At 61.6% G+C, this 23,312-nt stretch carries 23 protein-coding genes and 1 tRNA gene; 8 read left to right on the top strand and 16 right to left on the bottom strand.

The features are described from left to right. Nucleotides 1-112: 112 nt before the first annotated feature. Together cmk and aroA are read right to left on the bottom strand one after the other, a co-directional pair. The gene (gene cmk, locus J5N58_RS19840) at nt 113-751 is read right to left on the bottom strand and encodes a (d)CMP kinase (RefSeq protein ID WP_113341096.1); all 639 of its coding nucleotides are present in this window, start codon (nt 749-751) and stop codon (nt 113-115) included. Continuing rightward, entirely contained in the window at nt 748-2,115 is a 1,368-nt protein-coding gene (aroA, locus tag J5N58_RS19835; protein ID WP_112830019.1) for a 3-phosphoshikimate 1-carboxyvinyltransferase, read from the bottom strand. Before aroA ends, cmk begins: the two co-directional genes overlap by 4 nt. A 274-nt stretch (nt 2,116-2,389) precedes the next feature. On the opposite strand from aroA, the gene J5N58_RS19830 reads away from it, so the two are divergent. The 3 genes from J5N58_RS19830 (at nt 2,390) to J5N58_RS19820 (ending at nt 4,355) form a co-directional block, all read left to right on the top strand. Then, nucleotides 2,390-2,776 carry a TIGR02300 family protein gene (locus J5N58_RS19830; protein ID WP_112829965.1) on the top strand — a complete coding sequence of 129 codons (387 nt, stop codon included), beginning with the start codon at nt 2,390-2,392 and terminating at the stop codon, nt 2,774-2,776. A gap of 152 nt (nt 2,777-2,928) precedes the next feature. Further along, nucleotides 2,929-3,004 (top strand) — tRNA-Ala (locus tag J5N58_RS19825). Between the two features lie 175 nt (nt 3,005-3,179). After that, nucleotides 3,180-4,355 (top strand): TMEM43 family protein, encoded by a 1,176-nt coding sequence (locus tag J5N58_RS19820; protein WP_244712481.1) that lies wholly within the window; start codon nt 3,180-3,182, stop codon nt 4,353-4,355. 12 nt (nt 4,356-4,367) lie between these two features. Here J5N58_RS19820 and J5N58_RS19815 read toward each other — a convergent pair whose 3' ends face one another. Beyond that, nucleotides 4,368-4,562, bottom strand: coding sequence for a hypothetical protein (locus tag J5N58_RS19815; RefSeq protein WP_112829963.1), 195 nt, complete (start codon nt 4,560-4,562; stop codon nt 4,368-4,370). A gap of 154 nt (nt 4,563-4,716) precedes the next feature. Here J5N58_RS19815 and J5N58_RS19810 point away from each other — a divergent pair, with 154 nt between their 5' ends. Continuing rightward, on the top strand, nt 4,717-5,508 hold the full coding sequence (locus J5N58_RS19810) for a YdcF family protein (protein ID WP_244712479.1): 792 nt from the start codon (nt 4,717-4,719) through the stop codon (nt 5,506-5,508). 14 nt (nt 5,509-5,522) lie between these two features. Here J5N58_RS19810 and J5N58_RS19805 read toward each other — a convergent pair whose 3' ends face one another. After that, on the bottom strand, nt 5,523-5,996 hold the full coding sequence (locus J5N58_RS19805; RefSeq protein WP_112830018.1) for a hypothetical protein: 474 nt from the start codon (nt 5,994-5,996) through the stop codon (nt 5,523-5,525). Nucleotides 5,997-6,109: 113 nt separating this feature from the next. Between J5N58_RS19805 and J5N58_RS19800 the strand changes: the two genes are divergently transcribed. Continuing rightward, nucleotides 6,110-6,748, top strand: a complete 639-nt coding sequence (locus J5N58_RS19800; RefSeq protein ID WP_112829961.1) for a trimeric intracellular cation channel family protein — start codon at nt 6,110-6,112, stop codon at nt 6,746-6,748. A 21-nt stretch (nt 6,749-6,769) separates the two neighbouring features. Here the strand turns inward: J5N58_RS19800 and irrA are convergent, their stop codons facing one another. Beyond that, complete coding sequence (gene irrA / locus J5N58_RS19795; protein WP_162708292.1) at nt 6,770-7,186, bottom strand: iron response transcriptional regulator IrrA; 417 nt, start codon at nt 7,184-7,186, stop codon at nt 6,770-6,772. Nucleotides 7,187-7,500: 314 nt separating this feature from the next. Here irrA and fabA point away from each other — a divergent pair, with 314 nt between their 5' ends. The 3 genes from fabA to fabI are packed head-to-tail and all read left to right on the top strand — an operon-like array spanning nt 7,501 to nt 10,093. Continuing rightward, nucleotides 7,501-8,016, top strand: coding sequence for a 3-hydroxyacyl-[acyl-carrier-protein] dehydratase FabA (gene fabA, locus J5N58_RS19790; protein WP_112829959.1), 516 nt, complete (start codon nt 7,501-7,503; stop codon nt 8,014-8,016). 42 nt (nt 8,017-8,058) lie between these two features. After that, nucleotides 8,059-9,282 carry a beta-ketoacyl-ACP synthase I gene (gene fabB / locus J5N58_RS19785; RefSeq protein ID WP_112829958.1) on the top strand — a complete coding sequence of 408 codons (1,224 nt, stop codon included), beginning with the start codon at nt 8,059-8,061 and terminating at the stop codon, nt 9,280-9,282. 4 nt (nt 9,283-9,286) lie between these two features. Beyond that, the gene (fabI, locus tag J5N58_RS19780; protein ID WP_113444013.1) at nt 9,287-10,093 is read left to right on the top strand and encodes an enoyl-ACP reductase FabI; all 807 of its coding nucleotides are present in this window, start codon (nt 9,287-9,289) and stop codon (nt 10,091-10,093) included. A gap of 182 nt (nt 10,094-10,275) precedes the next feature. Here the strand turns inward: fabI and J5N58_RS19775 are convergent, their stop codons facing one another. From J5N58_RS19775 to rimP, 11 genes are all read right to left on the bottom strand, one after another. Further along, the gene (locus J5N58_RS19775) at nt 10,276-10,536 is read right to left on the bottom strand and encodes a LuxR C-terminal-related transcriptional regulator (RefSeq protein WP_113338586.1); all 261 of its coding nucleotides are present in this window, start codon (nt 10,534-10,536) and stop codon (nt 10,276-10,278) included. 262 nt (nt 10,537-10,798) lie between these two features. After that, nucleotides 10,799-11,827 (bottom strand): AraC family transcriptional regulator, encoded by a 1,029-nt coding sequence (locus tag J5N58_RS19770; protein WP_112829956.1) that lies wholly within the window; start codon nt 11,825-11,827, stop codon nt 10,799-10,801. Between the two features lie 160 nt (nt 11,828-11,987). Then, a complete protein-coding gene (locus tag J5N58_RS19765; RefSeq protein ID WP_113443924.1) occupies nt 11,988-13,004 on the bottom strand; it encodes a class I SAM-dependent methyltransferase in 1,017 nt (338 codons plus the stop codon). Nucleotides 13,005-13,077: 73 nt separating this feature from the next. Beyond that, complete coding sequence (gene pnp, locus J5N58_RS19760) at nt 13,078-15,225, bottom strand: polyribonucleotide nucleotidyltransferase (RefSeq protein WP_112829954.1); 2,148 nt, start codon at nt 15,223-15,225, stop codon at nt 13,078-13,080. A gap of 370 nt (nt 15,226-15,595) precedes the next feature. Next, on the bottom strand, nt 15,596-15,865 hold the full coding sequence (gene rpsO / locus J5N58_RS19755) for a 30S ribosomal protein S15 (protein WP_112829953.1): 270 nt from the start codon (nt 15,863-15,865) through the stop codon (nt 15,596-15,598). A 154-nt stretch (nt 15,866-16,019) separates the two neighbouring features. Continuing rightward, on the bottom strand, nt 16,020-16,949 hold the full coding sequence (gene truB, locus J5N58_RS19750; RefSeq protein ID WP_244712471.1) for a tRNA pseudouridine(55) synthase TruB: 930 nt from the start codon (nt 16,947-16,949) through the stop codon (nt 16,020-16,022). 8 nt (nt 16,950-16,957) lie between these two features. Further along, on the bottom strand, nt 16,958-17,368 hold the full coding sequence (rbfA, locus tag J5N58_RS19745) for a 30S ribosome-binding factor RbfA (protein ID WP_244712469.1): 411 nt from the start codon (nt 17,366-17,368) through the stop codon (nt 16,958-16,960). 72 nt (nt 17,369-17,440) lie between these two features. Beyond that, on the bottom strand, nt 17,441-20,149 hold the full coding sequence (gene infB, locus J5N58_RS19740; RefSeq protein WP_113338580.1) for a translation initiation factor IF-2: 2,709 nt from the start codon (nt 20,147-20,149) through the stop codon (nt 17,441-17,443). A 99-nt stretch (nt 20,150-20,248) separates the two neighbouring features. Then, entirely contained in the window at nt 20,249-20,941 is a 693-nt protein-coding gene (locus tag J5N58_RS19735; protein ID WP_112829949.1) for an RNA-binding protein, read from the bottom strand. Then, nucleotides 20,938-22,545 (bottom strand): transcription termination factor NusA, encoded by a 1,608-nt coding sequence (nusA, locus tag J5N58_RS19730; protein ID WP_112829948.1) that lies wholly within the window; start codon nt 22,543-22,545, stop codon nt 20,938-20,940. The genes J5N58_RS19735 and nusA overlap by 4 nt, the downstream gene beginning before the upstream one ends. Before the next feature lie 59 nt (nt 22,546-22,604). Then, nucleotides 22,605-23,198, bottom strand: a complete 594-nt coding sequence (gene rimP, locus J5N58_RS19725) for a ribosome maturation factor RimP (protein WP_113424326.1) — start codon at nt 23,196-23,198, stop codon at nt 22,605-22,607. Nucleotides 23,199-23,312: the final 114 nt, after the last annotated feature.

Genomic DNA, 23,312 nt, shown 5'->3' with positions numbered 1-23,312 from the left:
GAGTTGCACATGGCCAGAAAGATCGTCCGCCCTTCATTTAAGGGCTGTCCGGCGCGAGGACGTTCGTTTCGGCTGGTCTTTGCGAAAACCGGCTGGCCGGGTTCCGTATCGATTATGTCTTCAAGGCAGCATCGATAAAGGTTCGGGCAGCCTGAAACGCCGCCTCTATACTCATTTCCGACGTATCAAGCAAGTGCGCATCGTCGGCTGGCTTCAGCGGGCTGTCCGCGCGGCCCATGTCACGCTCGTCGCGCTTGCGCACATCGGCAAAGACCGCGTCGAAACTGGCGCTGCCGCCGCCAGCCAGGATCTCGTCGTAACGGCGTCTGGCGCGAACTTCCGGCGAAGCAGTGACATAGAGTTTTACCGGTGCTGCCGGGCAGACAACGGTGCCGATGTCACGGCCGTCGAGCACGGTGCCGGGCGTCTTTGCCGCAAATTTGCGCTGCGCCTCGACGAGCGCCCGCCTGACCTTCGGCATGACGGCTATCTTCGAGGCGGCCTCGCCGATCTGGTGTTGCGAAAGCACCGAGCGGTCGAGACCGGCAAGATCGATCGCAAGCGCCGTCTGCTCGGCCACGGTCTCGTCATCGAGCGGCTGGCCGGCGTCGAGAAGCGCCTTGGCGACGGCGCGGTAGGTAAGACCCGTGTCCAGATGATGGAAGCCGTAATGCGCGGCGATCAGCCGGGACAACGTTCCCTTGCCGGCTGCCGCTGGCCCGTCGATGGCGATCGTGAAGGAGGTGCTCACGCAGCTTTGCCTTCGCGGGTTTCGATCTTTGCGCCGAGCCCCGTCATCAGGTCCATGAATTCCGGGAAGCTTGTGGCAATCATGGTCGCGTCGTCGACGGTTACCGGATGCTCGGCAACGAGACCCATGATAAGGAAACTCATGGCGATGCGGTGGTCGAGATGGGTCTCCACCGCTGCACCGGATGCATTGCCGAGGCCCTTGCCATCCGGTCGGCCGCGAACGACGAGCGTGGCTTCGCCCTCGTCACAATCGACGCCGTTGAGCTTCAGGCCGGCGGCGACGGCGGAAAGACGATCGGATTCCTTGACCCTCAGTTCTTCCAGGCCGAGCATGGTCGTCGTCCCCTCGGCAAAGGCGGCGGCCACAGCGAGCACCGGATATTCGTCGATCATCGATGGCGCGCGGTCCTCCGGCAAGGTGACACCCTTCAGGCTGGATGAACGCACGCGAAGATCCGCGACATCCTCGCCGCCGGCAAGCCGTGGATTGAGGATTTCGATATCCGCGCCCATTTCCTGCAGCGTCAGGATGAGGCCGGTGCGCGTCGGGTTCATCAACACATTCAGGATGGTGATGTCGGAGCCCGGAACCAGCAGCGCCGCAACGAGCGGGAATGCCGTGGAGGACGGATCGCCCGGCACGTCGATCACCTGGCCGGTGAGCTTGCCCCGGCCTTCGATGCGAATGGTGCGCACGCCGTCGGAAGCCGTCTCGACCGTCAGGTTGGCGCCGAAGCCCTGCAGCATCTTTTCCGTATGGTCGCGGGTCATGATCGGTTCGATAACGGTAGTGATACCGGGCGTGTTGAGGCCGGCGAGCAGCACGGCGGATTTCACCTGCGCCGAAGCCATCGGTACGCGGTAGGTGATCGGGGCTGGTGTTTTCGGCCCGTGCAACGTCACCGGCAGGCGGTCGCCCTCGGCGGCTTTGACCTGCACGCCCATTTCGCGCAGCGGATTGAGGACGCGGCCCATCGGGCGCTTGGTAAGGGAGGCGTCGCCGATAAAGGTGCTGTCGAAATCATAGACGCCGACCAGCCCCATGGTGAGGCGGCAGCCGGTGCCGGCATTGCCGAAGTCGAGCGGCGCTTCCGGTGCAAGCAGGCAGCCATTGCCGACGCCGTCGATGATCCAGGTATCGCCGTCTTTGACGATCCTGGCGCCCATCGCCTGCATGGCCTTGCCTGTGTTGATGACGTCCTCGCCCTCGAGCAGCCCGGTGATGCGCGTCTGGCCGGAGGCAAGGCCGCCGAACATGAAGGAACGATGGGAAATGGACTTGTCGCCGGGAATGCGGATGGTGCCGGAGAGGGCGGGTGATTTCCGCGAGGTGGCCGGTTTGGGCAGGGCTCCATGCGCCATGAACGTGTTTCCTCCGATCGGATATTCCTTGCCGCGCGAACCATGTCCGGGGATGCTGCCGGTTGCCATGGGCGCCGATTTCCGCGCTCGTTAGCATAAAGCGATTTGATGGTCATCCCTCGGCCCGCAAAAAGCCCTGACAATGCGGCGTGAAGTTTGCCTTTGACAGAACGGGTTGCAACGATTAAGGGAGCCCGCTAGCAATTTGACCGGTCAGGGACCGGATGAACGGCGCGTGCCGGCATATTCCTCAAGACATCACGAGGCTTCGACAGTGGCGAAAGCAGAACTTGGCACCAAGCGGACCGACCCGGATACGGGCAAGAAATTCTACGATCTGAACAAGGATCCGATCGTATCGCCCTATACGGGCAAGAGCTGGCCGCTCTCTTATTTCGAAGAAACGTCCGTCGCTTCCATCATGGAAAAGGCTGAAGAGGAGGATGTCGCGGAGGTCGATACCGAAAACACGGAAATCGAACTCGTGGCTCTCGAAGACGCCGACGAAAACGGCGGTGGCGACGATCTGCCGGATATCGGCGACGATGACGTCGAACTCGGCGACGATGATGACGACACCTTCCTCGAAGCCGACGAAGACGATGACGACGACGACATGAGCGGCATCATCGGCGTCACCGGCGACGACGACGAAGTCTGATTTTTCAGGGACTTGGACCCGGAAATGCAAAAACTTTCCGGGTCCGCGATTTTTCGGCTTGCTATCTCCGAAAACCGGAAGTAATAAGCCGCCACCCGCCGGACAGCACGCCCGGCAGGTTCCCGGAACCGGCGCTGCCGGACCCATGGTTTGGGGCTATAGCTCAGCTGGGAGAGCGCTTGCATGGCATGCAAGAGGTCAGCGGTTCGATCCCGCTTAGCTCCACCAAATTTCTCCTCCGACAATCTGCTGTTGTCTTCCAGGCGAACGACTTGATCGCCTGTACCGAGCGATTTGCCTCATTCCATTGTTTGTCCCTGTCGGGCCTTAATGGTTCCCATACCCAAATGCGCTAGTGAATCCGTTCAAGGCGCGTTGTAGCGGACGGGGCGGGGACAGGGGCATGAGTTTTACGGAAACGACACGGACGTCATGGTTCGGGCGCCTGAAGAATGCGCTGATCGGCTTTCTGGTCGGCATCGTTGTCGTGGTTGCATCGATCTGGGCGCTTGTCTGGAATGAAGGCAGGTCGATCAAGACCTACCGCGCGCTCGGCGAGGGCGCGAGCATTGTCGTTCCGGTGAGCGCAGATGAGATCGCGCCTTCGAACGAAGGCAAACTGGTTCATGTCTCCGGCAAGGTGAAGGCTGGCGGGATCGCTTCGGACCCCGAGTTTGCAATCGTGGCCGATGGTGCGCTGGCGGTTCGCCGCGAGGTCGAGATGTATCAGTGGATCCAATCGAGCGAATCCACCACGGAGAAGAAGCTGGGTGGCAGTGAAGAGACTGTCACCATCTACAAATATCAGAAGGAATGGCGCGAGGGGCGCCAGAACTCCGCCGACTTCCGTCAGCCGGAAGGGCATGAGAACCCCCGATTGCCGGTGGAAAGCGCAGGCTTCAGCGTTGAAACCGCGACGGTCGGGGTTTTTACCGTGTCCGGTGAGGACATCGCATATCTCGGCAGCCAGAGCGACCTGAAGGTCACGGAAAACGATGCCGTCAATGTCGGCAAGGCGCTGTCGCGGCCCGTCCATCTCGATCGGGGCGGCTTCTACGTGGGGGCGGATGCCTCTGCTCCGGTGGTCGGCGATGTCCGGATACGTTACACGCGTGCCGATCTCGACGAAGCGAGCCTTGTCGCCCAGCAGATGGGTGGCGCGCTGATACCATACCGGACGACCAATGGCCGCGAACTTTTCCTGAGCGCTGCCGGCAGGATTGACGCGGTTCGGATGTTTGCCGACGCTCAAGCGGAAAATACCCTGGTCACCTGGCTTGTGCGTCTGGGCGGAATGATCGGGCTTTTTGTCGGCTTTTCCCTGATTCTGTCTATCCTCGGCGTGATTGCAGACGTCATCCCGTTCTTCGGCGCGCTGGTCGGTTTCGGCACCGGATTGGTCGCGCTTGTTCTGACGGTTCTGATTGGCCCGCTCGTGATTGCGATTGGCTGGTTCGCCTATCGCCCTCTTCTGTCCTTCGGGCTTCTGTCGGCGGGTGCTTTGGTCGCCTTCGCGGTCATCTGGATTCGCCGCCGCAGACCCGCGACGCTGGCCGTCGGCCGTGGGCGCGCCGCATAGCGTGCGGCGCTGCTAGCAGAACAATTCTCCGCGCCCCCTGCTTTCGGTCTGGTCGATCTGGAACCAGTCGGCGATGCGCTCGATCTCGAACATGGCTTCCCTGTCGCGAAGCTGGACGCGCAGCTTGTCGCCTGCAAGACCGAGCGGCTCGCCGATGTAGATCCGGTTGTTTCCCGCGTCGTCGATAATGTCGATTGCGAAGCGCATGCGGCCTCCGAATTCAGTCTTTTATGTCCGTATCTATGTATATTAGAGGCCTAGGGTCATTGCCTTGAGCGAAGCTGTCTTCGCTCGGCGGAACGCCGAGCATTGTGGGTAAGGCCCGTCGCCTGTATGTCAGGTCGATCCTTGAGGAGACCCGATGTTTGTTATTTCCAAGTTGTTCTGGATGCTCGCCCAGCCGCTGTCTCTCGCCTGTTTCGCCATTCTTGCTGCGGTCCTTGCCCAGTTCTTCCGTCTTCGCCGAACCGGGCTGGTGCTCAGCCTTGCGGCGGGTATTGTCCTTTTCGTGGTGCTGTTCACCAGCGCCGGCTCCTTTGCGTTGCAGGGGCTCGAAGCCCGCTTTCCCCGACCGCTGAAGGATCCGGATGCGCTTTCCTGCATGATCGTGCTGGGTGGCGCCTTCGAAACAGAGGTGACGACAAGCCGTGGAGGGATAGACCTCAACCAGGCAGCCGACCGTTTCGTCGATGCGCTGCGGCTTGCCATCCGTTATCCGGAGGCGAAGATTCTGGTTTCCGGCGGTGACGGTTCGTTGAGCGGTGCCTATGAAGGCGACGCGGCCGCATCGCTGCGCTTCTTCTCCGCCTTCGGTATTCCCGCCGAGCGGCTGATGACCGAGAAGCAGTCGCGCACCACCTACGAGAATGCGGCCTTCAGTCGCAATCTGCTCGAAACCGGCGGGCTCAGCGATTGCCTGCTCATTACGTCGGCCTTCCATATGCCGCGTTCCGTCGGTCTGTTCCGCAAGGCGGGGGTGAGCGTGACGCCCTGGCCGGTCGATTACCGCACCAGCGGTGAACAGCGATTGACGTTGGACTTCACCCAACCCACTCTCAACGCGCAGCAGACCTCCACCGCCGTGCGCGAATGGATCGGCCTTGCCGCTTATTACCTGACGGGCAGGATCGATTCCCTCTATCCAGCGCCCTGATGGGCGCGGCCCGGCTATTTCTTGGAGATGGTCAGGAATTTGGTGCCGCGCACCCGCACGGTCATCTGGCAGGGCTCGCTGTCGGTGCGCTCGCAAAAGCGCGGGTGCATCTTCAGCACGAACACCATGTTGCCGAACCGTTTGAGGAAGTCGTAGCCGTAGAGTTGCGCGGTGGCGATCATGAAGTAACCGCCCTCCTTGACCTGCAGGTAGAAATTATGGGGGCAGCCGTCCGCGGTGCAATCGGGGCCGCGCGTACCGTCGCATGACAGGTCGCCCTCATTGGCCACGGCATCGATGATGCCGTCATTGTTGATGTCGATCCGGTCGATGAATTTCGGCCCGTATTCCACCGTTCCACATCGCTTCTTGAAGTGTTCCTTCTCGTATATTTCAGGATCGCTGATAAGCTGCTGCTGACCGAAGGAGGATGCAGGTGCGGCAAGCAGGAGGGCGATTTGCAATGTGGCAAGCAACAGGTACTTCACGGCGTTCGTCCCGGCGAGATGAAAATATCGCGGCCATCCTTGCAGGGCCTGCTTGCGCGACCCTGACGTTTTCTTCTGGTCTCTAGACATCATATCGGGTTGAAAGGATTTCCATGTCGTTGCTGGGGTTTCTCGACTATGCGGGTGTGGCGGTCTTTGCGGCGACAGGCGCGCTTTCCGCCTCGCGCAAGGAGCTCGACCTGATCGGGTTCCTTTTTCTGGCCCTCGTCACAGGCATAGGCGGCGGGACGATGCGCGATGTCGTACTTGGCAGCCTTCCGGTTTTCTGGGTCGTCAATCCGGGCTACGTGCTGGTTTGCGCCTCTGTCGGCGTCCTGGTCTTCTTCACCGCCCATCTCGTTGAATCGCGTTATCGCCTGCTCGTCTGGCTGGATGCGGTTGGTCTTTCGGCCTATTGCGTCATGGGGGCGGCGAAGGGCTATGTGGCGACGGGTTCGCCGACCGTGGCCGTGGTCACGGGCACGCTGACGGCTGCCTTCGGCGGCATTCTGCGCGACATCATCGCGGGCGAGCCGTCCGTCCTGCTGCGGCCGGAGATCTACGTTACCGCGGCACTAGCGGGCGCCACGGTCTTCACTGCCGCGACGGAGTTCGGGCTTGAGCTCCACACAGCATCGATTTTCGGCGCTCTGACGGCCTTTGCCATTCGCGGTGGGGCCCTGCGGTTCGGCTGGTCGCTACCACGCCCCAATTCCCGCCCGGGCCGGCCGCCCGAAGACGTGATGAAATAGGCGGTGTCGTCCGGGAAGGACTTATTTGCTCTTGGCGCGCAGGCGGATCACAACGTCGACATGGGAAATCTCCATGCCTTCAGGCGGTTCCGGGAGATTGTCGATCGAAATGTTGTTAACCGGGATGTCGAGAACCTCGTTCTCGCCTTCGACGAAGAAGTGGTGATGGTCCGATGTATTCGTGTCGAAATAAGTCTTGGCGCTTTCGACGGCGAGAACACGAATGAGGCCCGCTTCGGTAAACTGGTGCAGCGTGTTGTAGACGGTTGCAAGCGATACCGGCACGTTGGCCGCGATCGCTTCCTCATGCAGTTCCTCGACCGTCAGGTGGCGATCGCCCTTGGCGAAAAGAAGGCTGGCGAGCGCAATACGCTGACGCGTCGGGCGCAGACCCGAGCGTCGCAGTTTTAGTTCTGTGCTTGCACCGTATTCAGCCATCGTCACCGACGAACTCCGATTCTCCACCTGTCAATTCAATGACGTTGATCAAGGATATAACTTTTAAGCCTCGGCCTTTCAATAGCGTCTGCGGCATTGCGGCATGAGAAACAGCCGCAAAACCAGCCTTTTGCGGCTTTTCTCTCTGGTCGTTGCCGAAGTCATGCTGTATGCGACGGCGAACGGGACCGGCGTCGCACAAGTGTCGACCAACTCTCATGCGATTGCATGTCGGCTATTGTGGGACTTCATTTTGTCCCTATCTTGCTCTAAGGGTCCGCCAACGTGAAGCTCAGGGGGAAGAAGAAGAAGAGATGAAACCGAGACAATCCAGCTATAACTACGAAGAAATCCTTTCCTGCGGTCGCGGCGAGCTTTTTGGTCCCGGCAATGCCCAGCTTCCTCTTCCGCCGATGCTCATGGTTCATCGCATCACAGATATTTCCGAGACCGGTGGCGCTTTCGACAAGGGCTATATCCGGGCCGAGTACGATGTCCGCCCGGACGATTGGTATTTTCCCTGCCACTTCCAGGGCAATCCGATCATGCCTGGCTGCCTCGGCCTCGACGGCATGTGGCAATTGACCGGCTTTTTCCTTGGCTGGCTCGGGGAAGAGGGTCGTGGCATGGCGCTGTCGACCGGTGAGGTCAAGTTCAAGGGAATGGTCCGCCCGCATACCAAGCTTCTCGAATACGGCATCGACTTCAAGCGGGTCATGCGCGGCCGCCTCGTGCTCGGCACGGCCGATGGCTGGCTGAAGGCCGATGGCGAAACCATTTACCAGGCAACTGACCTTCGCGTAGGTCTGTCGAAGGATAAGACGGCCTGAAGGCAGGCTCTGTCCAATCATGATAACAAGAAGGTCTGAGAGATGAGACGGGTAGTTGTAACGGGTCTTGGCATCGTATCTTCCATCGGAAGCGATGCTGCTGAAGTGACGGAGTCGCTGCGCAACGCGAAATCCGGCATCACCTTTTCGCCGGACTTTGCCGAACACGGCTTCAAGTGCCAGGTGTGGGGCAAGCCCTCCCTTGACCCGACCGACCTCGTCGATCGCCGCGCCATGCGCTTCCTGTCACAGGGCGGCGCCTGGAATCATGTCGCCATGAAGCAGGCGATCGCCGATGCCGGCCTCGAAGAGGCCGACTATGCCCAGAACGAGCGCGTCGGCATCGTGATGGGTTCGGGTGGCCCGTCCACCCGTACCATCGTCGAGGCCGCCGACATCACGCGCCAGAACAAGAGCCCGAAGCGCATCGGTCCGTTCGCCGTGCCGAAGGCCATGTCTTCCACCGCATCCGCGACCCTCGCCACCTGGTTCAAGCTCCACGGCGTCAATTATTCGATCTCCTCGGCCTGCTCCACCTCCGCCCATTGCATCGGCAACGCCGCCGAGATGATCCAGTGGGGCAAGCAGGACATGGTCTTTGCAGGCGGTCACGAAGACCTCGACTGGTCGATGTCCGACCTGTTCGACGCGATGGGCGCCATGTCGACTAAGTTCAACGAGACGCCGGGCGTTGCTTCCCGCGCCTATGACGTCAACCGTGACGGCTTCGTCATTGCCGGTGGCGCAGGCGTTCTGGTTCTGGAAGAGCTGGAGCATGCAAAGGCCCGCGGCGCCAAGATCTACGCCGAGATCGTTGGTTATGGCGCGACGTCCGATGGCTATGACATGGTCGCCCCCTCGGGCGAGGGCGCCATCCGCTGCATGCGGCAGGCGCTTGCCACGGTGAAGGGCGATGTCGACTACATCAACACCCACGGTACCTCGACCCCGGTCGGCGACAGCAAGGAAATCGGCGCCATCCGCGAAGTGTTCGGGGACAAGATCCCGCACATCCAGTCGACCAAGTCGCTGACCGGTCATTCCCTGGGCGCTGCCGGCGTACAGGAATCGATCTATGGCCTCCTGATGATGCAGGAGCGCTTCATTGGCGAAAGCGCCCATATTGCCGAGCTCGATCCGGAATTCGATGGCGTTCCGATTGTTCGCAAACGCATCGACAATGCAAAGATCGACACCGTTCTTTCGAACTCCTTCGGTTTTGGCGGCACCAACGCCACCCTGGTGTTCCAGCGTTACAATGGATGACAAGATGAGCGGTATCATGCAGGGCAAACGCGGCCTCATCATGGGGGTCGCGAACAACCATTCGATTGCCTGGGGTATCGCCCAGGCTTTGGCTGGCGCGGGCGCCGAACTCGCCTTCACCTATCAGGGCGAGGCGCTCGGCAAGCGCGTCAAGCCGCTTGCCGCCGAACTCGGCTCGGACTTTATTCTTCCGTGCGATGTCGAGGATCTGGCTTCCCTCGACGCCACCGTCGCGCAGCTGAAGGAGCGCTGGGGCAAGATCGATTTCATCGTCCACGCCATCGGCTTTTCCGACAAGAACGAGCTGAAGGGCTTCTATGCGGACACCACGCGTGACAACTTCACGCGCACCATGGTGATCTCTTGCTTCTCCTTCACCGAGATCGCCAAGCGGGCGGCCGACTTGATGGCCGATGGCGGCAGCATGCTGACACTCACCTACGGCGGTTCGATGCGGGTCATTCCCAATTACAACGTCATGGGGGTCGCAAAGGCTGCGCTGGAGGCGTCTGTCCGTTACCTCGCGGCCGATTATGGTCCGCGCGGCATTCGCGTCAACGCTATCTCGGCAGGTCCCGTTCGCACGCTTGCAGGAGCCGGCATTTCCGATGCGCGTGCCATTCTTTCGTGGAACCAGAAGAATGCACCGTTGCGGCGCACTCCGACCATCGAAGACATCGGCGGCTCGGCTCTCTACCTGCTGTCGGATATGTCGAACGGCGTGACCGGCGAAATCCACTATGTCGACGGCGGCTACAACATCACGTCCCTGCCGACGCTCGAAGTCCTGCGCCGCGCCGACAGCGAGTAGAGCAGTTCCAGCGAAAAGGGCGCAGCGGTTTGCGTCCGGAAATTGCGGGAAAATAAGAGATAGAGCGTTGAAGGCGTTCTATTTTCGCCGGAGATGCTCTGTCGGACAATAAGAAAAGGCCTGACGCGAGATGTCGCGTCAGGCCTGAAAACGGAGGGTCCGCCAGCCGGGCAAGTCCCGGGCTACTCCGGTTTCGAATGACTTTCGTGCCGGATCGCGCCCGCGAGCATCGCCAGGCTGACCGCGTGCATACGGTTGCGGGCACCGAGCTTCTGCTGTGCAGACTGAAGCAGATCCTCCACCTGGATTTCCGAGAGAACCAGAAGATTGCATATATCCAGCGGCCGTTTTCCCTCGGCCACCAGGGTCAGGCACTGTATTTCCGGCTTGCTGAGAACAGCCCCATCGCGGGGCTCATTCCCGGAGGCGTTGAGCTTTGTCATGATGTCTTGAAAACCAGAATGGAATCTTCGGTCCGGGCATATGGCAATACCGCTCCGTACCCGCATTGTTGGCGGGTCATATACTGGCTGAACGGTCAAAAGTAATTCGCTCTGGCCGCCAAATATTTTACCGGCCAGTCAATTTTTGATTCGAAGAACTGTTTCTGGAATTCGCCTCTTCGGGTTATTTCTTCCGAGTAACCGGATTTTGTCAAGAGGTCCTGTCCACGGCGTGTGGAAGCACTTATCTGCCGCCTCGAATTCAGGCGCTCTTGCGTTCCCGCAGGTCTCTCGGCGTGACACCGAACCAGCGTGTCACCGACCGGGTGAAGGCGCTTGGTGCAGAATAGCCCAACCGGTAGCAGATCTCCGAAATAGGCAGGTCGCTGGTCGTCAGAAGATTATGGCTGATATCGCGACGGACATCGTCGCGCAGTTCATTGAGGCTGGTCCGGTGCTCGGCCAGCCTGCGCTGGAACGTTCGTTCCGAAAGCCCGAAATAGGGTGCGATCTCCGCCAGTGCGAAGCTCTGTTCCGAAATATGCAGGAACAGGTATTTGCGAACCTGGTCAATGAAGTCGCTGTCTAGCAGCGTCGGTTCGGGACGCATGGCCCGGCATTGCAGGTCCATCAGCTCGTGCAGGCGCTTGTCGCCCTTGGGATTGCGGGCCTCGAGGAACGCATTGCCGAAGCGAATGGAGTTCAGCCGGCACTCGAAGGTGACCTTCTTGGCGAGCAACTCCCTGAAAATATACGGTTGCTTCGGCTTGGGGCGCTCAAGCTCGACCTCGATGATTTCATTGGCTTGCTCTGAAATGTCCCGCGCCCGCTGCATCAAAAGGCCAAGCGCCATGTCGACATACTGATCGCGCTTCACGATGACGGGAGCGAAAGTCCAGGTCAGGCGTGCGCCCCGATCATCGAACTCCAGGTCGCAGTAACTCGTATGCGTGACATACTGGGTGTGCTCCTTGACGAAGCGGACGAAATCCCGTCCCGTCGGAGCCGACATCACGCCATAGCCGAAGGGGCCAGTCGCGCCGGCGATGAAATTGCGGACGCATGTCAGCCCGAATGCATCGTCATTGGCAAGCAGCGCGCAGGCCTCCAGAAGCCTGCAGAGGCGGTCGATGCTGATGCGGCTGGTCAGTGACTGGAAGCTCTCCGGATCGATCTCCAGTGCCTTGCAGATGGGGCCTATATCGATGCCATAGCTGAGGGCATGCTTCGCGACTGCGGATGCGACGCCCGCTACCGTAGTCAGTTCGTCGGTTAGACTTTTACTCGACATTGACGGATTGGCGCCCAGCGCTAACAGATTGTCGCCTCAGGTTAAGTGACGCGGTTCATTTTGTCGAGTGAGCGTCATCACGAGCCAAAACGACAGCGATCCGGCCTGCATTGCGCCAGATCGGATCGCTGGAATCTCCGGACATTTGTCGGCAGCTGCCTCAGCGCTTGGCCCAAAGCACCTTGAAGCGGGCGTTACGGCAGGTTTCACCATGCTCGCGGAAGCTGGCAGCAAGTGTCTGCTCGTAGGGCAGGCCGCGATTGGCGACCAGGAGCAGCATGCCTCCGGCGCGCAGGCATTGGGCGGCGGTGGCGATCATCGCCTGCCCGAGGCTGGGCTCGGCCGCGTGACCCTGGTGGAAGGGCGGGTTCATGATGACGAGGTCGTACTTCTCTTTCGGCGGTTCGCGGGTGAGATCCTGCCAGAAGAAGCGGGTCGCGAGATCCGGGCAGTTTGCCTGCAGGTTCGCCTTGGCGCATTCCAGCGCCAGATGGTCGGCTTCGAAAAGGTCGATGCGCGCGGTCCGGGGCGAGCGTTCCGCCAGCATCACCGACAGATAGCCCCAGCCGGCGCCGAAATCGGCGGCGTTGCCGTCGAAGTCGGCGGGCAACCGTGATGCCAGCAGTTCGGAACCGGCGTCCACGCGGTCGTGGGAGAAGATACCGGCCACGGTTTTGAATCGACCCTCGACGACGACGTCCGAGGGCTTCAGTGTGGCGATCAGGGCTGCGGTGTCGGCCGGCGCTGTGAACCACAGGGCGACGCCGTGATATTTCGGCATATGCTCGACTTCCAGACCGATGCTGGAGAGCCGCTTGCGCATCGGCTGCACACCGTCCTCCTTGCCGCCGGCGATAACGATCCGTCCGCCGGCCTTCACGCGGCAAAGCGCTTCGACGACACGGGCTTCGTTTTCGCCGCGATGCTTGCCGAAGAGGATGAGCGCACCGTCGAAATCCTCGCCCTCAGCCTGCGGTTGGGGATCGAGACGAGCGGCTTGCAGCTTCAGGAATTCGCCACGAAAGCCCTGGACGCAGCTCAGCGAGGCGGCAAATCCGGCCGGTGGAGTAAAGCCGGCCTCGGCGCCGAGAAACAGGTAACGGGTTCCTTCCGCCGGCAGTTCGAGAACGCCGGATGCGAAAGGATGGAAAAGGGTCTTCAGCGATTCCTGGCTCATGAAAATGGTCCTTCAGGCATATAAAAAAGGCGCGGAAAGGGTTCCGCGCCTTGTTGCAGAGGTGAGGGGCCGCCTATTCGGCGGCTTCGCCCTCGTCCTTCTTCTTCTCGGCGACGATTTCCTTGCCGGTCGCCTGGTCGACGGCCTTCATGGACAGGCGGACCTTGCCGCGTTCGTCGAAGCCCATCAGCTTGACCCAGACCTTGTCGCCTTCCTTGACCACATCCTGCGTCTTTGCAACCCGCTCGGAAGCGAGTTGCGAGATGTGAACCAGGCCGTCACGCGAGCCGAAGAAGTTGACGAATGCGCCGAAGTCGGCGGTCTTGACGACCGTGCCTTCATAGATGGCGCCGACTTCCGGCTCGGCCACGATGGAGTGGATCCACTTGCGGGCCGCTTCGATTTCCTTGCCCGAGGAAGAGGCGATCTTGACGGTGCCGTCGTCCTCGATGTTGATCTTGGCGCCGGTCTTCTCGACGATTTCGCGGATGACCTTACCGCCGGAGCCGATGACTTCGCGGATCTTGTCGACCGGGATGTTCATGACTTCGATGCGCGGAGCGAACTCGCCGAGCTGGCCACGGCTTTCGGTGATGGCCTTGGCCATCTCGCCGAGGATGTGCTTGCGGCCGCCCTGGGCCTGGTCGAGCGCCACCTTCATGATCTCTTCGGTGATACCGGCGATCTTGATGTCCATCTGCAGGGAGGTGATGCCGCTTTCCGTGCCCGCGACCTTGAAGTCCATGTCGCCGAGGTGGTCCTCGTCACCGAGAATGTCGGAGAGGACGGCGAAGCGGTCGCCTTCGAGGATCAGGCCCATCGCGATGCCTGCAACCGGCTTGGCGAGCGGAACACCGGCATCCATCAGCGCCAGCGAGGTGCCGCAGACGGTTGCCATCGAGGAGGAACCGTTGGACTCGGTGATTTCCGAGACGACGCGCAGCGTGTAGGGGAACTGTTCCGGCGTCGGCAGCATCGGGTGGATGGCGCGCCATGCGAGCTTGCCATGACCGATTTCGCGGCGGCCCGGAGAACCCATGCGGCCCGTTTCACCGACCGAATAGGGCGGGAAGTTGTAGTGCAGCATGAAGTTTTCTTTGTACATGCCGGTGAGCGAGTCGACATACTGCTCGTCCTCGCCGGTACCGAGCGTCGCAACGACCAGCGCCTGGGTTTCGCCGCGGGTAAAGAGCGCCGAGCCGTGAGTGCGCGGCAGGGTGCCGACTTCTGCGACGATCGGGCGGACCGTTTCGAGATCGCGGCCGTCGATGCGGCTCTTGGTGTCGAGGATGTTCCAGCGGACGATCTTGGCCTGCAGATGCTTGAAGACGGCACCGATTTCCTCGGCCGAATACTTGGCTTCCTCGCCTTCCGCGGGTGCGAAGTGTTCCTTGACCTTGGCCTTCACGGCGTCGACGGCGGCGTAGCGCTCGGCCTTCTGCGTGATCTTGTAGGCATCGCGCAGTTCAGCTTCGGCGATCTTCAGCATTTCGGCTTCAAGTTCGGAGTAATCTTCCGGCTCGAATTCGCGCGGTTCCTTGGCGGCGACCTCGGCGAGCTTGATGATCGCATCGATCACCGGCTGGAAGCCGCGATGACCGAACATGACGGCGCCGAGCATGATGTCTTCCGGAAGCTCCTTGGCCTCGGATTCGACCATGAGGACGGCATCCTGCGTACCGGCGACGATGAGATCGAGCGAGCTCTCGTCCATCTCGTCGAGATGCGGGTTCAGCACGTATTCGCCGTTGATGTAGCCGACGCGGGCGCCGCCGACCGGACCCATGAAGGGAATGCCGGAAAGGGTCAGAGCAGCCGAGGTGGCGACCATGGACAGGATGTCCGGGTCGTTTTCGAGGTCATGCTGGATGACGGTGACGACCACCTGGGTGTCGTTCTTGTAGCCTTCCGGGAAGAGGGGACGGATCGGACGGTCGATCAGGCGGGAAACGAGGGTTTCGTTTTCGCTCGGACGTCCCTCGCGCTTGAAATAGCCGCCTGGGATCTTGCCGGCGGCATAGGTCTTTTCCTGGTAGTTGACGGTGAGCGGGAAGAAATCCTGGCCCGGCTTCGGCGCCTTGGCGGAAACGACGGTGGCGAGAACTACGGTTTCGCCATAGGTGGCGATGACGGCGCCGTCGGCCTGGCGGGCGACCTTGCCGGTTTCGAGCTTGAGCGGGCGACCGGCCCACTCGATTTCGACGCTATGGATATCAAACATGTCTTGTCCTTCTTCCACGGGACCGCGGGCGTTGGAGCCTTTGCCCGAACGGGCATGCGCGGCCGTGGGAATGTGACTTATCACGGGCAAGACAGCGGGAAGCTTCCGTTTCGGCCATCCCCGCTCGGGGCGATGTCTCCGACATGCGGCACATGAAGCCCTCGGGCTTCTGTCCGCGACGCCAGCACAATCTGGCGAAAGCGTCCGGCAATCCTGCCCCATGACAGGTCATCGGTTGGTTCTGGCAGCGCCGGCCCATCCGGCCTGCCATGCGTTCGGTCCTGCCGGGCGTCTTGCCCTCTGCGGAACCATCGGGAGCTTCCCGAAAAGGAACCGGCGGACTTTCCCGAGGAAAGCCCGCCGGAAATTGTTAGCGGCGAATGCCCAGGCTGGAGATCAGCTTGTTGTAACGGCCTTCGTCCTTCTTCTTGAGGTAGTCAAGAAGCGAGCGGCGGCTCGACACGAGCGTCAGGAGGCCACGACGGGAGTGGTTGTCCTTCTTGTGGTCCTTGAAGTGCTCGGTGAGGTTGTTGATGCGCTCGGTCAGGATCGCAACCTGAACTTCCGGCGAACCGGTGTCGCCTTCCTTGGTTGCGTATTCCTTGATGAGTGCAGCCTTGCGCTCTGCGGTAATCGACATCGGATGTCCTTTCTATGAATAGGAGAAACGGGTCGCCTGGTGCCGGGATGTCGTCCAGCATCGGCCATGAAAAGCAGACGGCACGCCGCCCTGCTGGGCGTGCCTATAGCTCATTCGGCTCGCAAATGAAAGCCTTCTTTGATTCGCTGCCGATTCAAGTGAAAACGCGGCGCGGGCGGAATTCGCCTTCACCGATCTCACCGATCGCCACCAACTTACCGCCGGCGGTGGCAAAGGCATCAGCCTCGCTGACCGGTGCGTTGCGACCCCGCAGCAGGATCGGATTGCCCATGCGCAGGCGGTATGCTTGGTCTTCCGTGATGACGATATGGGGAAGCCCCGACAGTGCCTCGCCGGTATCGATGAGAAAAGCATCGAGCGCAGCAAACCTTTCGTCCCGGTCCTCGATCTTTTCGAGCGCAACGAGCTCGGCGAGCGGCACCATGGTTTCCTCGGCAAACGGCGCCACGAAACTGCGGCGAAGCTCCGAGATATGGCCGTAGCAGCCGAGTTCCCGACCGAAATCGCGGGCGAGCGAGCGCACATAGGTCCCCTTGCCGCATTCGACCTCGAACCAGGCCCGGTCGGTTTCGCATTTGATGAGGGTCAGCCGGAAAACTTCCACCTCGCGCGAGGGTATCTCCACGGCCTCACCATCGCGGGCAAGGTCATAAGCGCGCTCTCCGGCGATCTTGATCGCGGAGAACTGCGGCGGAACCTGTGAAATCACGCCGGTATATTTCGGCAGCAACGCACGGATGGCCTCTTCCGTCGGACGAGCCTCCGAGGATTGCGTCACTTCACCCTCGAGGTCATCCGTCGAGCGTTCTTCGCCCCAGGTGACCGTGAATTCGTAGATCTTGCGGCCGTCCATCACATAGGGAACCGTTTTGGTCGCGTCGCCGAGCGCGATCGGCAGCATGCCGGAAGCGAGCGGATCGAGCGTGCCGGCATGCCCTGCCTTCTGGGCGTTGAACAGCCACTTGATCTTGGAGACGGCTTCTGTCGAGCCGAAATCGACCGGCTTGTCGAGGATCAGCCAGCCGGAAACCGGACGGCCCTTGGGTTTGCGGGGTTTGGACATTCGAGCCCTTATTCTTGTTCGTCGTCGGTGTGGCCGAGATCGCGGCTCACTTCGGGAGAGCGCAAAAGCTCATTGATCTTCTGGTAGTTGTCGAAGCTCGTATCGTCGCGGAACCGCACTTCCGGCATGTATTTCATCTGCCTGAGCTGCGGGCCGAGCCGGCCGCGTATGTATTTCGCATGGTGGTTCAAGGCTGCGATGATTGCCTGATGGTCGGCGACGCCGAGTGGCGTCACATAGGCGGTCGCAATCTTCAGGTCCGGCGACATGCGCACTTCCGAAATCGAGATCACCGTCTTTTCGATCAGCGGATCGCGCACTTCGCCGCGCTGCAGCACCTGGGTGATCGCGGCGCGAACCTGTTCGCCGACACGCAGCATGCGCTGCGATGGTGCTGATGATGTGGGTCTTGTTGCCATTGTTCTCGCCCCAAAAAGATGCGGGCGCCGGACTTTCCATCCGGCGCCCGTTCATCGTTCCAGTCTATCCGATCAGAGGGTCCGCGTCACATGCTCGACGCGGAAGCACTCGATCGTGTCGCCGGCGCGGATGTCTTCGTAATTCTCGAAGGCCATGCCGCATTCCTGACCGACCGGCACTTCAGAGACTTCATCCTTGAAGCGCTTGAGCGTCTTGAGCTTGCCTTCGTGGATGACAACGTTGTCGCGGATGAGGCGGACACCGGCACCGCGCTCGACCTTGCCTTCCGTGACGCGGCAGCCTGCGACCTTGCCGACCTTGGTGATGTTGAAGACCTCCAGGATTTCGGCATTGCCGAGGAAGGTCTCGCGCCGTTCCGGCGAGAGCAGGCCCGACATCGCCGCCTTAACGTCATCCACCAGGTCGTAGATGATGTTGTAGTAGCGGATCTCGATGCCCTGGCGTTCCGCAAGCGTGCGGGCCTGGGCGTTGGCGCGGACGTTGAAGCCGATGATCGCTGCGTTTGAGGCTTCGGCCAGCGAGATATCCGATTCCGTCACGCCACCCACGGCGGAGTGGACGATACGGGCGCGAACCTCGTCGGTGCCGAGCTTTTCGAGTGCGCCGGCAATGGCTTCGATCGAACCCTGCACGTCGCCCTTGATGACCAGCGGGAATTCCTTCACGCCGGAGGTCTGCAGCTGGTTCATCATCTGCTCGAGCGAGCCGCGCGAACCGGACTGGCGGGCAGCCGCCTTGTCGCGTGCGAGACGCTGGCGGTACTCCGAAATTTCGCGGGCGCGGGCCTCGTTCTCGACGACGGCGAACTTGTCGCCGGCTGCCGGCGTGCCGGAAAGACCGAGAACCTCGACCGGGGTTGCCGGACCGGCTTCCTTGACGTGATCGCCCTTGTCGTTGACGAGGGCGCGAACACGGCCCCACTGGTCGCCGGCGACGATGATCTGGCCGGGCCGGAGCGTACCCTTCTGCACGAGAACGGTTGCAACGGCGCCGCGACCGCGGTCGAGCTCGGCTTCGATGACCGTACCTTCCGCCGTGCGGTTCGGATTGGCCTTGAGGTCGAGGATTTCGGCCTGCAGCAGGATGGCCTCGAGCAGCTTGTCGAGGTTGGTGCCGTTCTTCGCCGAAACCTCGACGTCGAGAACTTCACCGCCCATGGATTCGACGAACACTTCATGCTGCAGCAGTTCGGTGCGAACCTTCTGCGGATTGGCGGTCGGCTTGTCGATCTTGTTGATCGCAACGATGATCGGAACGCCGGCAGCCTTCGCATGATTGATCGATTCGATCGTCTGCGGCATGACGCTGTCGTCGGCCGCTACCACGAGGATGGCGATGTCGGTGGCCTGCGCGCCACGTGCGCGCATCGCGGTGAATGCAGCGTGGCCAGGCGTGTCGATGAAGGTGATCTTCTGACCGTTCTGTTCGACCTGATAGGCGCCGATATGCTGCGTGATGCCGCCGGCTTCCCCGGCCACGACGTTGGCGTGGCGGATCGCGTCGAGCAGCGAGGTCTTGCCGTGGTCGACGTGACCCATGATCGTCACGACGGGCGGACGCGGCAGCATTTCGCCTTCGTCGTCGGCGACGTTGAAGATGCCTTCCTCGACGTCGGATTCGGAGACGCGCTTCACGGTATGGCCGAATTCACCGGCGATGAGTTCTGCAAGGTCGGCGTCGATGACGTCGCCCGGCTTCATCATCTGGCCTTCCTTCATCAGGAACTTGATGACGTCGACGGCGCGTTCGGACATGCGCTGCGACAGTTCCTGAATGGTGATGGTCTCGGGCAGAACGACTTCGCGGGAAATCTTCTCGCGTGGCTCCTGCATCTGGCTGCGGCGGAATTTCTCCTGCCGGCGGCGCATGGAGGCGAGCGAACGGCCGCGCGAACCGCCTTCATCGTCATCGCTGACGGTGGTGACGGTCAGCTTGCCGCGGCGGCGGTCTTCCTCGCCCTTGGGGCGAGCCGGAACCTTTGCGGGAGCGGGAACCGCAACCTTGCCACGACCCGGCGCGCCGCGCGGTGCGCCGCGATCATCATCTTCGTCTTCGTCCTTGCGGCTGCGGACAAACGGCGGCTGGGCCGGGGTCGCAGACGGTGCGGGCCGCGCAGGCGCAGGCGCAGCCGGAGCCGCCGCGGCCGGCTGCGGCCGGGCCGGGGCCACCGGCTCGGCAGCGGGTGTCGGCGCCGGAGCGGGTTCTACGGGTTCGGGTGCCGCCGCGCGGCGGGCGGCTTCTTCAGCCTCTGCCTTGCGGCGGGCTTCTTCCTCTGCCTTGCGACGGGCTTCGTCGGCGGCGCGCTGCTTGGCTTCCTCGACCTCGCGGGCCTGCGCTTCCATCAGCGCGCGGCGACGAGCTTCCATTTCGCCGGCGGAAAGATCATGCAAAACGTTGCCGCGCGGACGTTCCTGCGCGCGCGAAGGCTGCTGCTGCGGCTGGGGACGCGGCGGCTGATGGCTGCTCGGCGCGGGCTGGTGAACACGAGGCTGCTGGGATACCGGCGAAGGAGCCGGGCGCGGAGCCTGTGCTGCCGGTGCCGGCGGAGCTTCGGGCGTACGCACGGGCGTGACCACGGGGGCCTGCTTTTCGTCTTCCGGACGGGTCGGGCGGCGCTTGCGCGTTTCGACCACGACGGCCTTGGTTCGACCGCGACCCATATCCTGGCGCACGGTACCCTGAGTCACGCCTGAGGGTTTCAGGGTGAGGGTTTTCTTACCCGATACGCTGAGTGTCTTGTCGTCTTTGTTGTCGGTCATTCCGTTCCGTTCCTTGCACAAGGACGGATGCGGTGCATCAGACCTCGTCGTTCAATTCGTATATTCCGATAAAGCGTCCGGCTAGAGCCGGTGACCGCGTCATTGCTTCGGCATGTCAACGACATCCTTTTTCTGGGACAGGCCGCCTGTGCGGTACTGTTCAAGCAGGTTTGCGCGCTTCACTACACCCTCACCCGCCTGCCCTGCAAGCGCTGCGGCATGGATAAACGCATTCTGACCCATCAGTTCTTCCAATTCCGCCCCGGAAAGCAGATGGAAAGCGGGAATCTCCGCCTCCGTCCCCGTTCCGAGGTGCCAGGCCTTGCGGGCCTGGTCGATTTTTCTCACTCCGTCGGCGGCGGCATCCGTCGAATGGAACACCGCCAGCGCCTCGCCGGTGCGAACCGCAAGCTCGACCTTGGCGGAGCCGGTGATGAACTGACCGGCCTTGCGCGCCAGGTTCATCATGCCGGCAAGCTGGGCAACCAGCAGCCGGTCGACCGTCTGGCCGAGAGCGGCGTCCGCTTTCACATCCGCCTTGAGGGCGCGGGCGAAAAGCTTCTTCGCCACCGCCTTGTCTATTGCCTCGCGGCTTGCCGTTACCCAGCAGCCGCGTCCCGGCAACTGGTGCTTCAGGTCCGGGACGATCGTGCCGTCCGGGGCCTTGACGAAACGGATGAGCGTGTCGGTAGACCCGCTCTGCCGCGTCACGATGCACATGCGGCCGTTCACGTCGACGCCTTCGAAATCGTCTTCCTCAGGCGGATCGTCCGGCGCGCCGGCATTCGTCATTCGCCCTGTTCCGCGTCTTCGACGACTTCCTCTTCGGCGGCCTCGGCGGCGAGGTCTTCCTCGGTGATCCAGCCTGCGGCAAGGCGTGCCTGAACGACCATGTTCTCGGCTTCGGCGCGCGAAACATCGAACTTGGAGAACAGTCCTTCGAACTTCTTCGTCTCGCCGTCCTTGCGTTCGCTCCAGCCAACGAGATCGTCAGCCGCGCAGCCCGCGAAGTCCTCGATCGTCTTGATGCCGTCCTCGCCAAGGGCGACCATCATCTGCGAAGTCATGCCGTCGATCTGGCGCAGGTCGTCGGAAACGCCGAGTTCCTTGCGCTTGGCGTCCATCTCGGCCTCGATCTTTTCGAGGTATTCGCGAGCGCGCGTCTGGATTTCCCCGGCGGTATCCTCGTCGAAACCGTCGATCGAGGCGATTTCGTCGAGATCGACATAAGCGAGCTCCTCGACCTGGGCGAAGCCTTCCGAGGCGAGCACCTGGCCGACCATCTCGTCGACATCGAGCGCGTCCATGAACAGGTTGGTGCGCTCGTTGAATTCCTTCTGGCGGCGTTCGGATTCTTCCTGCTCCGTCATGATGTCGATGTCCCAGCCGGTAAGCTGCGATGCAAGGCGCACGTTCTGGCCGCGGCGGCCGATGGCCAGCGACAACTGCTCGTCGGGAACCACGACCTCGATGCGTTCGGCATCCTCGTCGAGAACGACCTTGGAGACTTCCGCCGGCTGCAGGGCGTTGACGATGAAGGACGCCGGATCCTGGCTCCACGGAATGATATCGATCTTTTCGCCCTGCAGTTCGCCGACGACGGCCTGAACGCGGCTGCCGCGCATACCGACGCAGGCGCCGACGGGATCGATCGAGCTATCGTTCGAGATGACGGCGATCTTGGCGCGCGAGCCCGGGTCGCGGGCGACCGACTTGATCTGGATGATGCCGTCGTAGATTTCCGGAACTTCCATGGTGAAGAGCTTCACCATGAACTGCGGATGGGTGCGTGACAGGAAGATCTGCGGACCACGCTGTTCACGACGCACGTCATAGACATAGGCGCGGACGCGGTCGCCGTAGCGGAAAGCTTCGCGCGGGATCATCTCGTCGCGGCGGATAATGCCTTCGCCGCGACCGAGATCGACGATCACATTGCCGTACTCGACGCGCTTGACGGTGCCGTTGACGATCTCGCCGATACGATCCTTGAATTCGTCATACTGGCGGTCGCGCTCGGCCTCGCGCACCTTCTGCACGATGACCTGCTTGGCGGACTGTGCGGCGATACGGCCGAAATCCATCGGCGGCAGCGGGTCGGCGATGAAGTCGCCAAGCTTGGCGTCGGGGTTGCGGTCGCGGGCGAGCTCGATCGCGATCTGCGTCGAATAATCCTCGACCTTGTCGACCACTTCGAGAAGGCGCTGCAGGCGGATTTCGCCGGTCTTGGAATTGATGTCGGCGCGGATGTTGGTCTCGGTGCCGTAACGCGAGCGGGCAGCCTTCTGGATCGCGTCGGCCATTGCGGCGAGAACGATTTCGCGGTCGATGACCTTCTCGCGGGCGACCGCATCCGCGATCTGCAAGAGCTCGAGCCGGTTAGCACTGACTGCCATTGTCTTAGGTCTCCGTCTTCCTGCCGGGGCGCTTGCCCTCGCGGCGGTTGGTCAAACGTTTATGCGTCGTTGTCTTCTTCGTTCTGGTTCGCGGCCTGCGCCTTGGCGAGCTTGTCTGCCCTCAGCGCATCGCGGATCAAATCGTCGGTCAGGATCAGCTTGGCTTCCGCTAGCGCATTGAACGGCACCGTCACGCGCGGCTGCTCACCATAGGCGACCTGGTCGCGCTCGATGGTGAAGCCTTCCGCATCGACTTCGGTGATCTTGCCTCGGAAACGCTTGCGATTGTCGATCAGGATCGAGGTCTCGCACTTCAGCAGATGGCCGATCCAGCGCTCGAAGTCCGATCTGCGGACCATCGGGCGGTCGATACCTGGTGAGGACACCTCAAGATGATAGGCCTTGTCAACCGGATCCTCGACATCGAGGACCGGCGAAATCGCCATTGAAACCTCTTCGCAGTCCTCGACGGTCATCGTTCCGTCGTTCTTCTCGGCCATGACCTGCAGCGTCAGCCCGTTCTGGTTCATGAGCCTGACGCGAACAAGCTTGTAGCCCATGGCGACGAGCACCGGTTCGATGATCTCGGCGATGCGCCGGTCAAGTCCGGTTTCGATGATAATGCGCGCTTCGCCGGTCGGCGGCGTCGGCATGCTTTCTGACAATCGTCTCACTCCTGGATGGAACCGATCGCCAACAAAAAAGAGCGGGTCCTTGCGGTCCCACTCTTCATCTGTCGATCAAGAACTTGAGCGTTATATACGCTT

It is taken from the genome of Paenirhizobium cremeum (genome assembly GCF_022884085.1).
Taxonomy (GTDB): Bacteria; Pseudomonadota; Alphaproteobacteria; order Rhizobiales; family Rhizobiaceae; genus Allorhizobium; species Allorhizobium cremeum.
The sequence above is the reverse complement of the archived record's forward strand: the minus strand, read 5'-3'. Positions and strand labels throughout refer to the sequence as shown.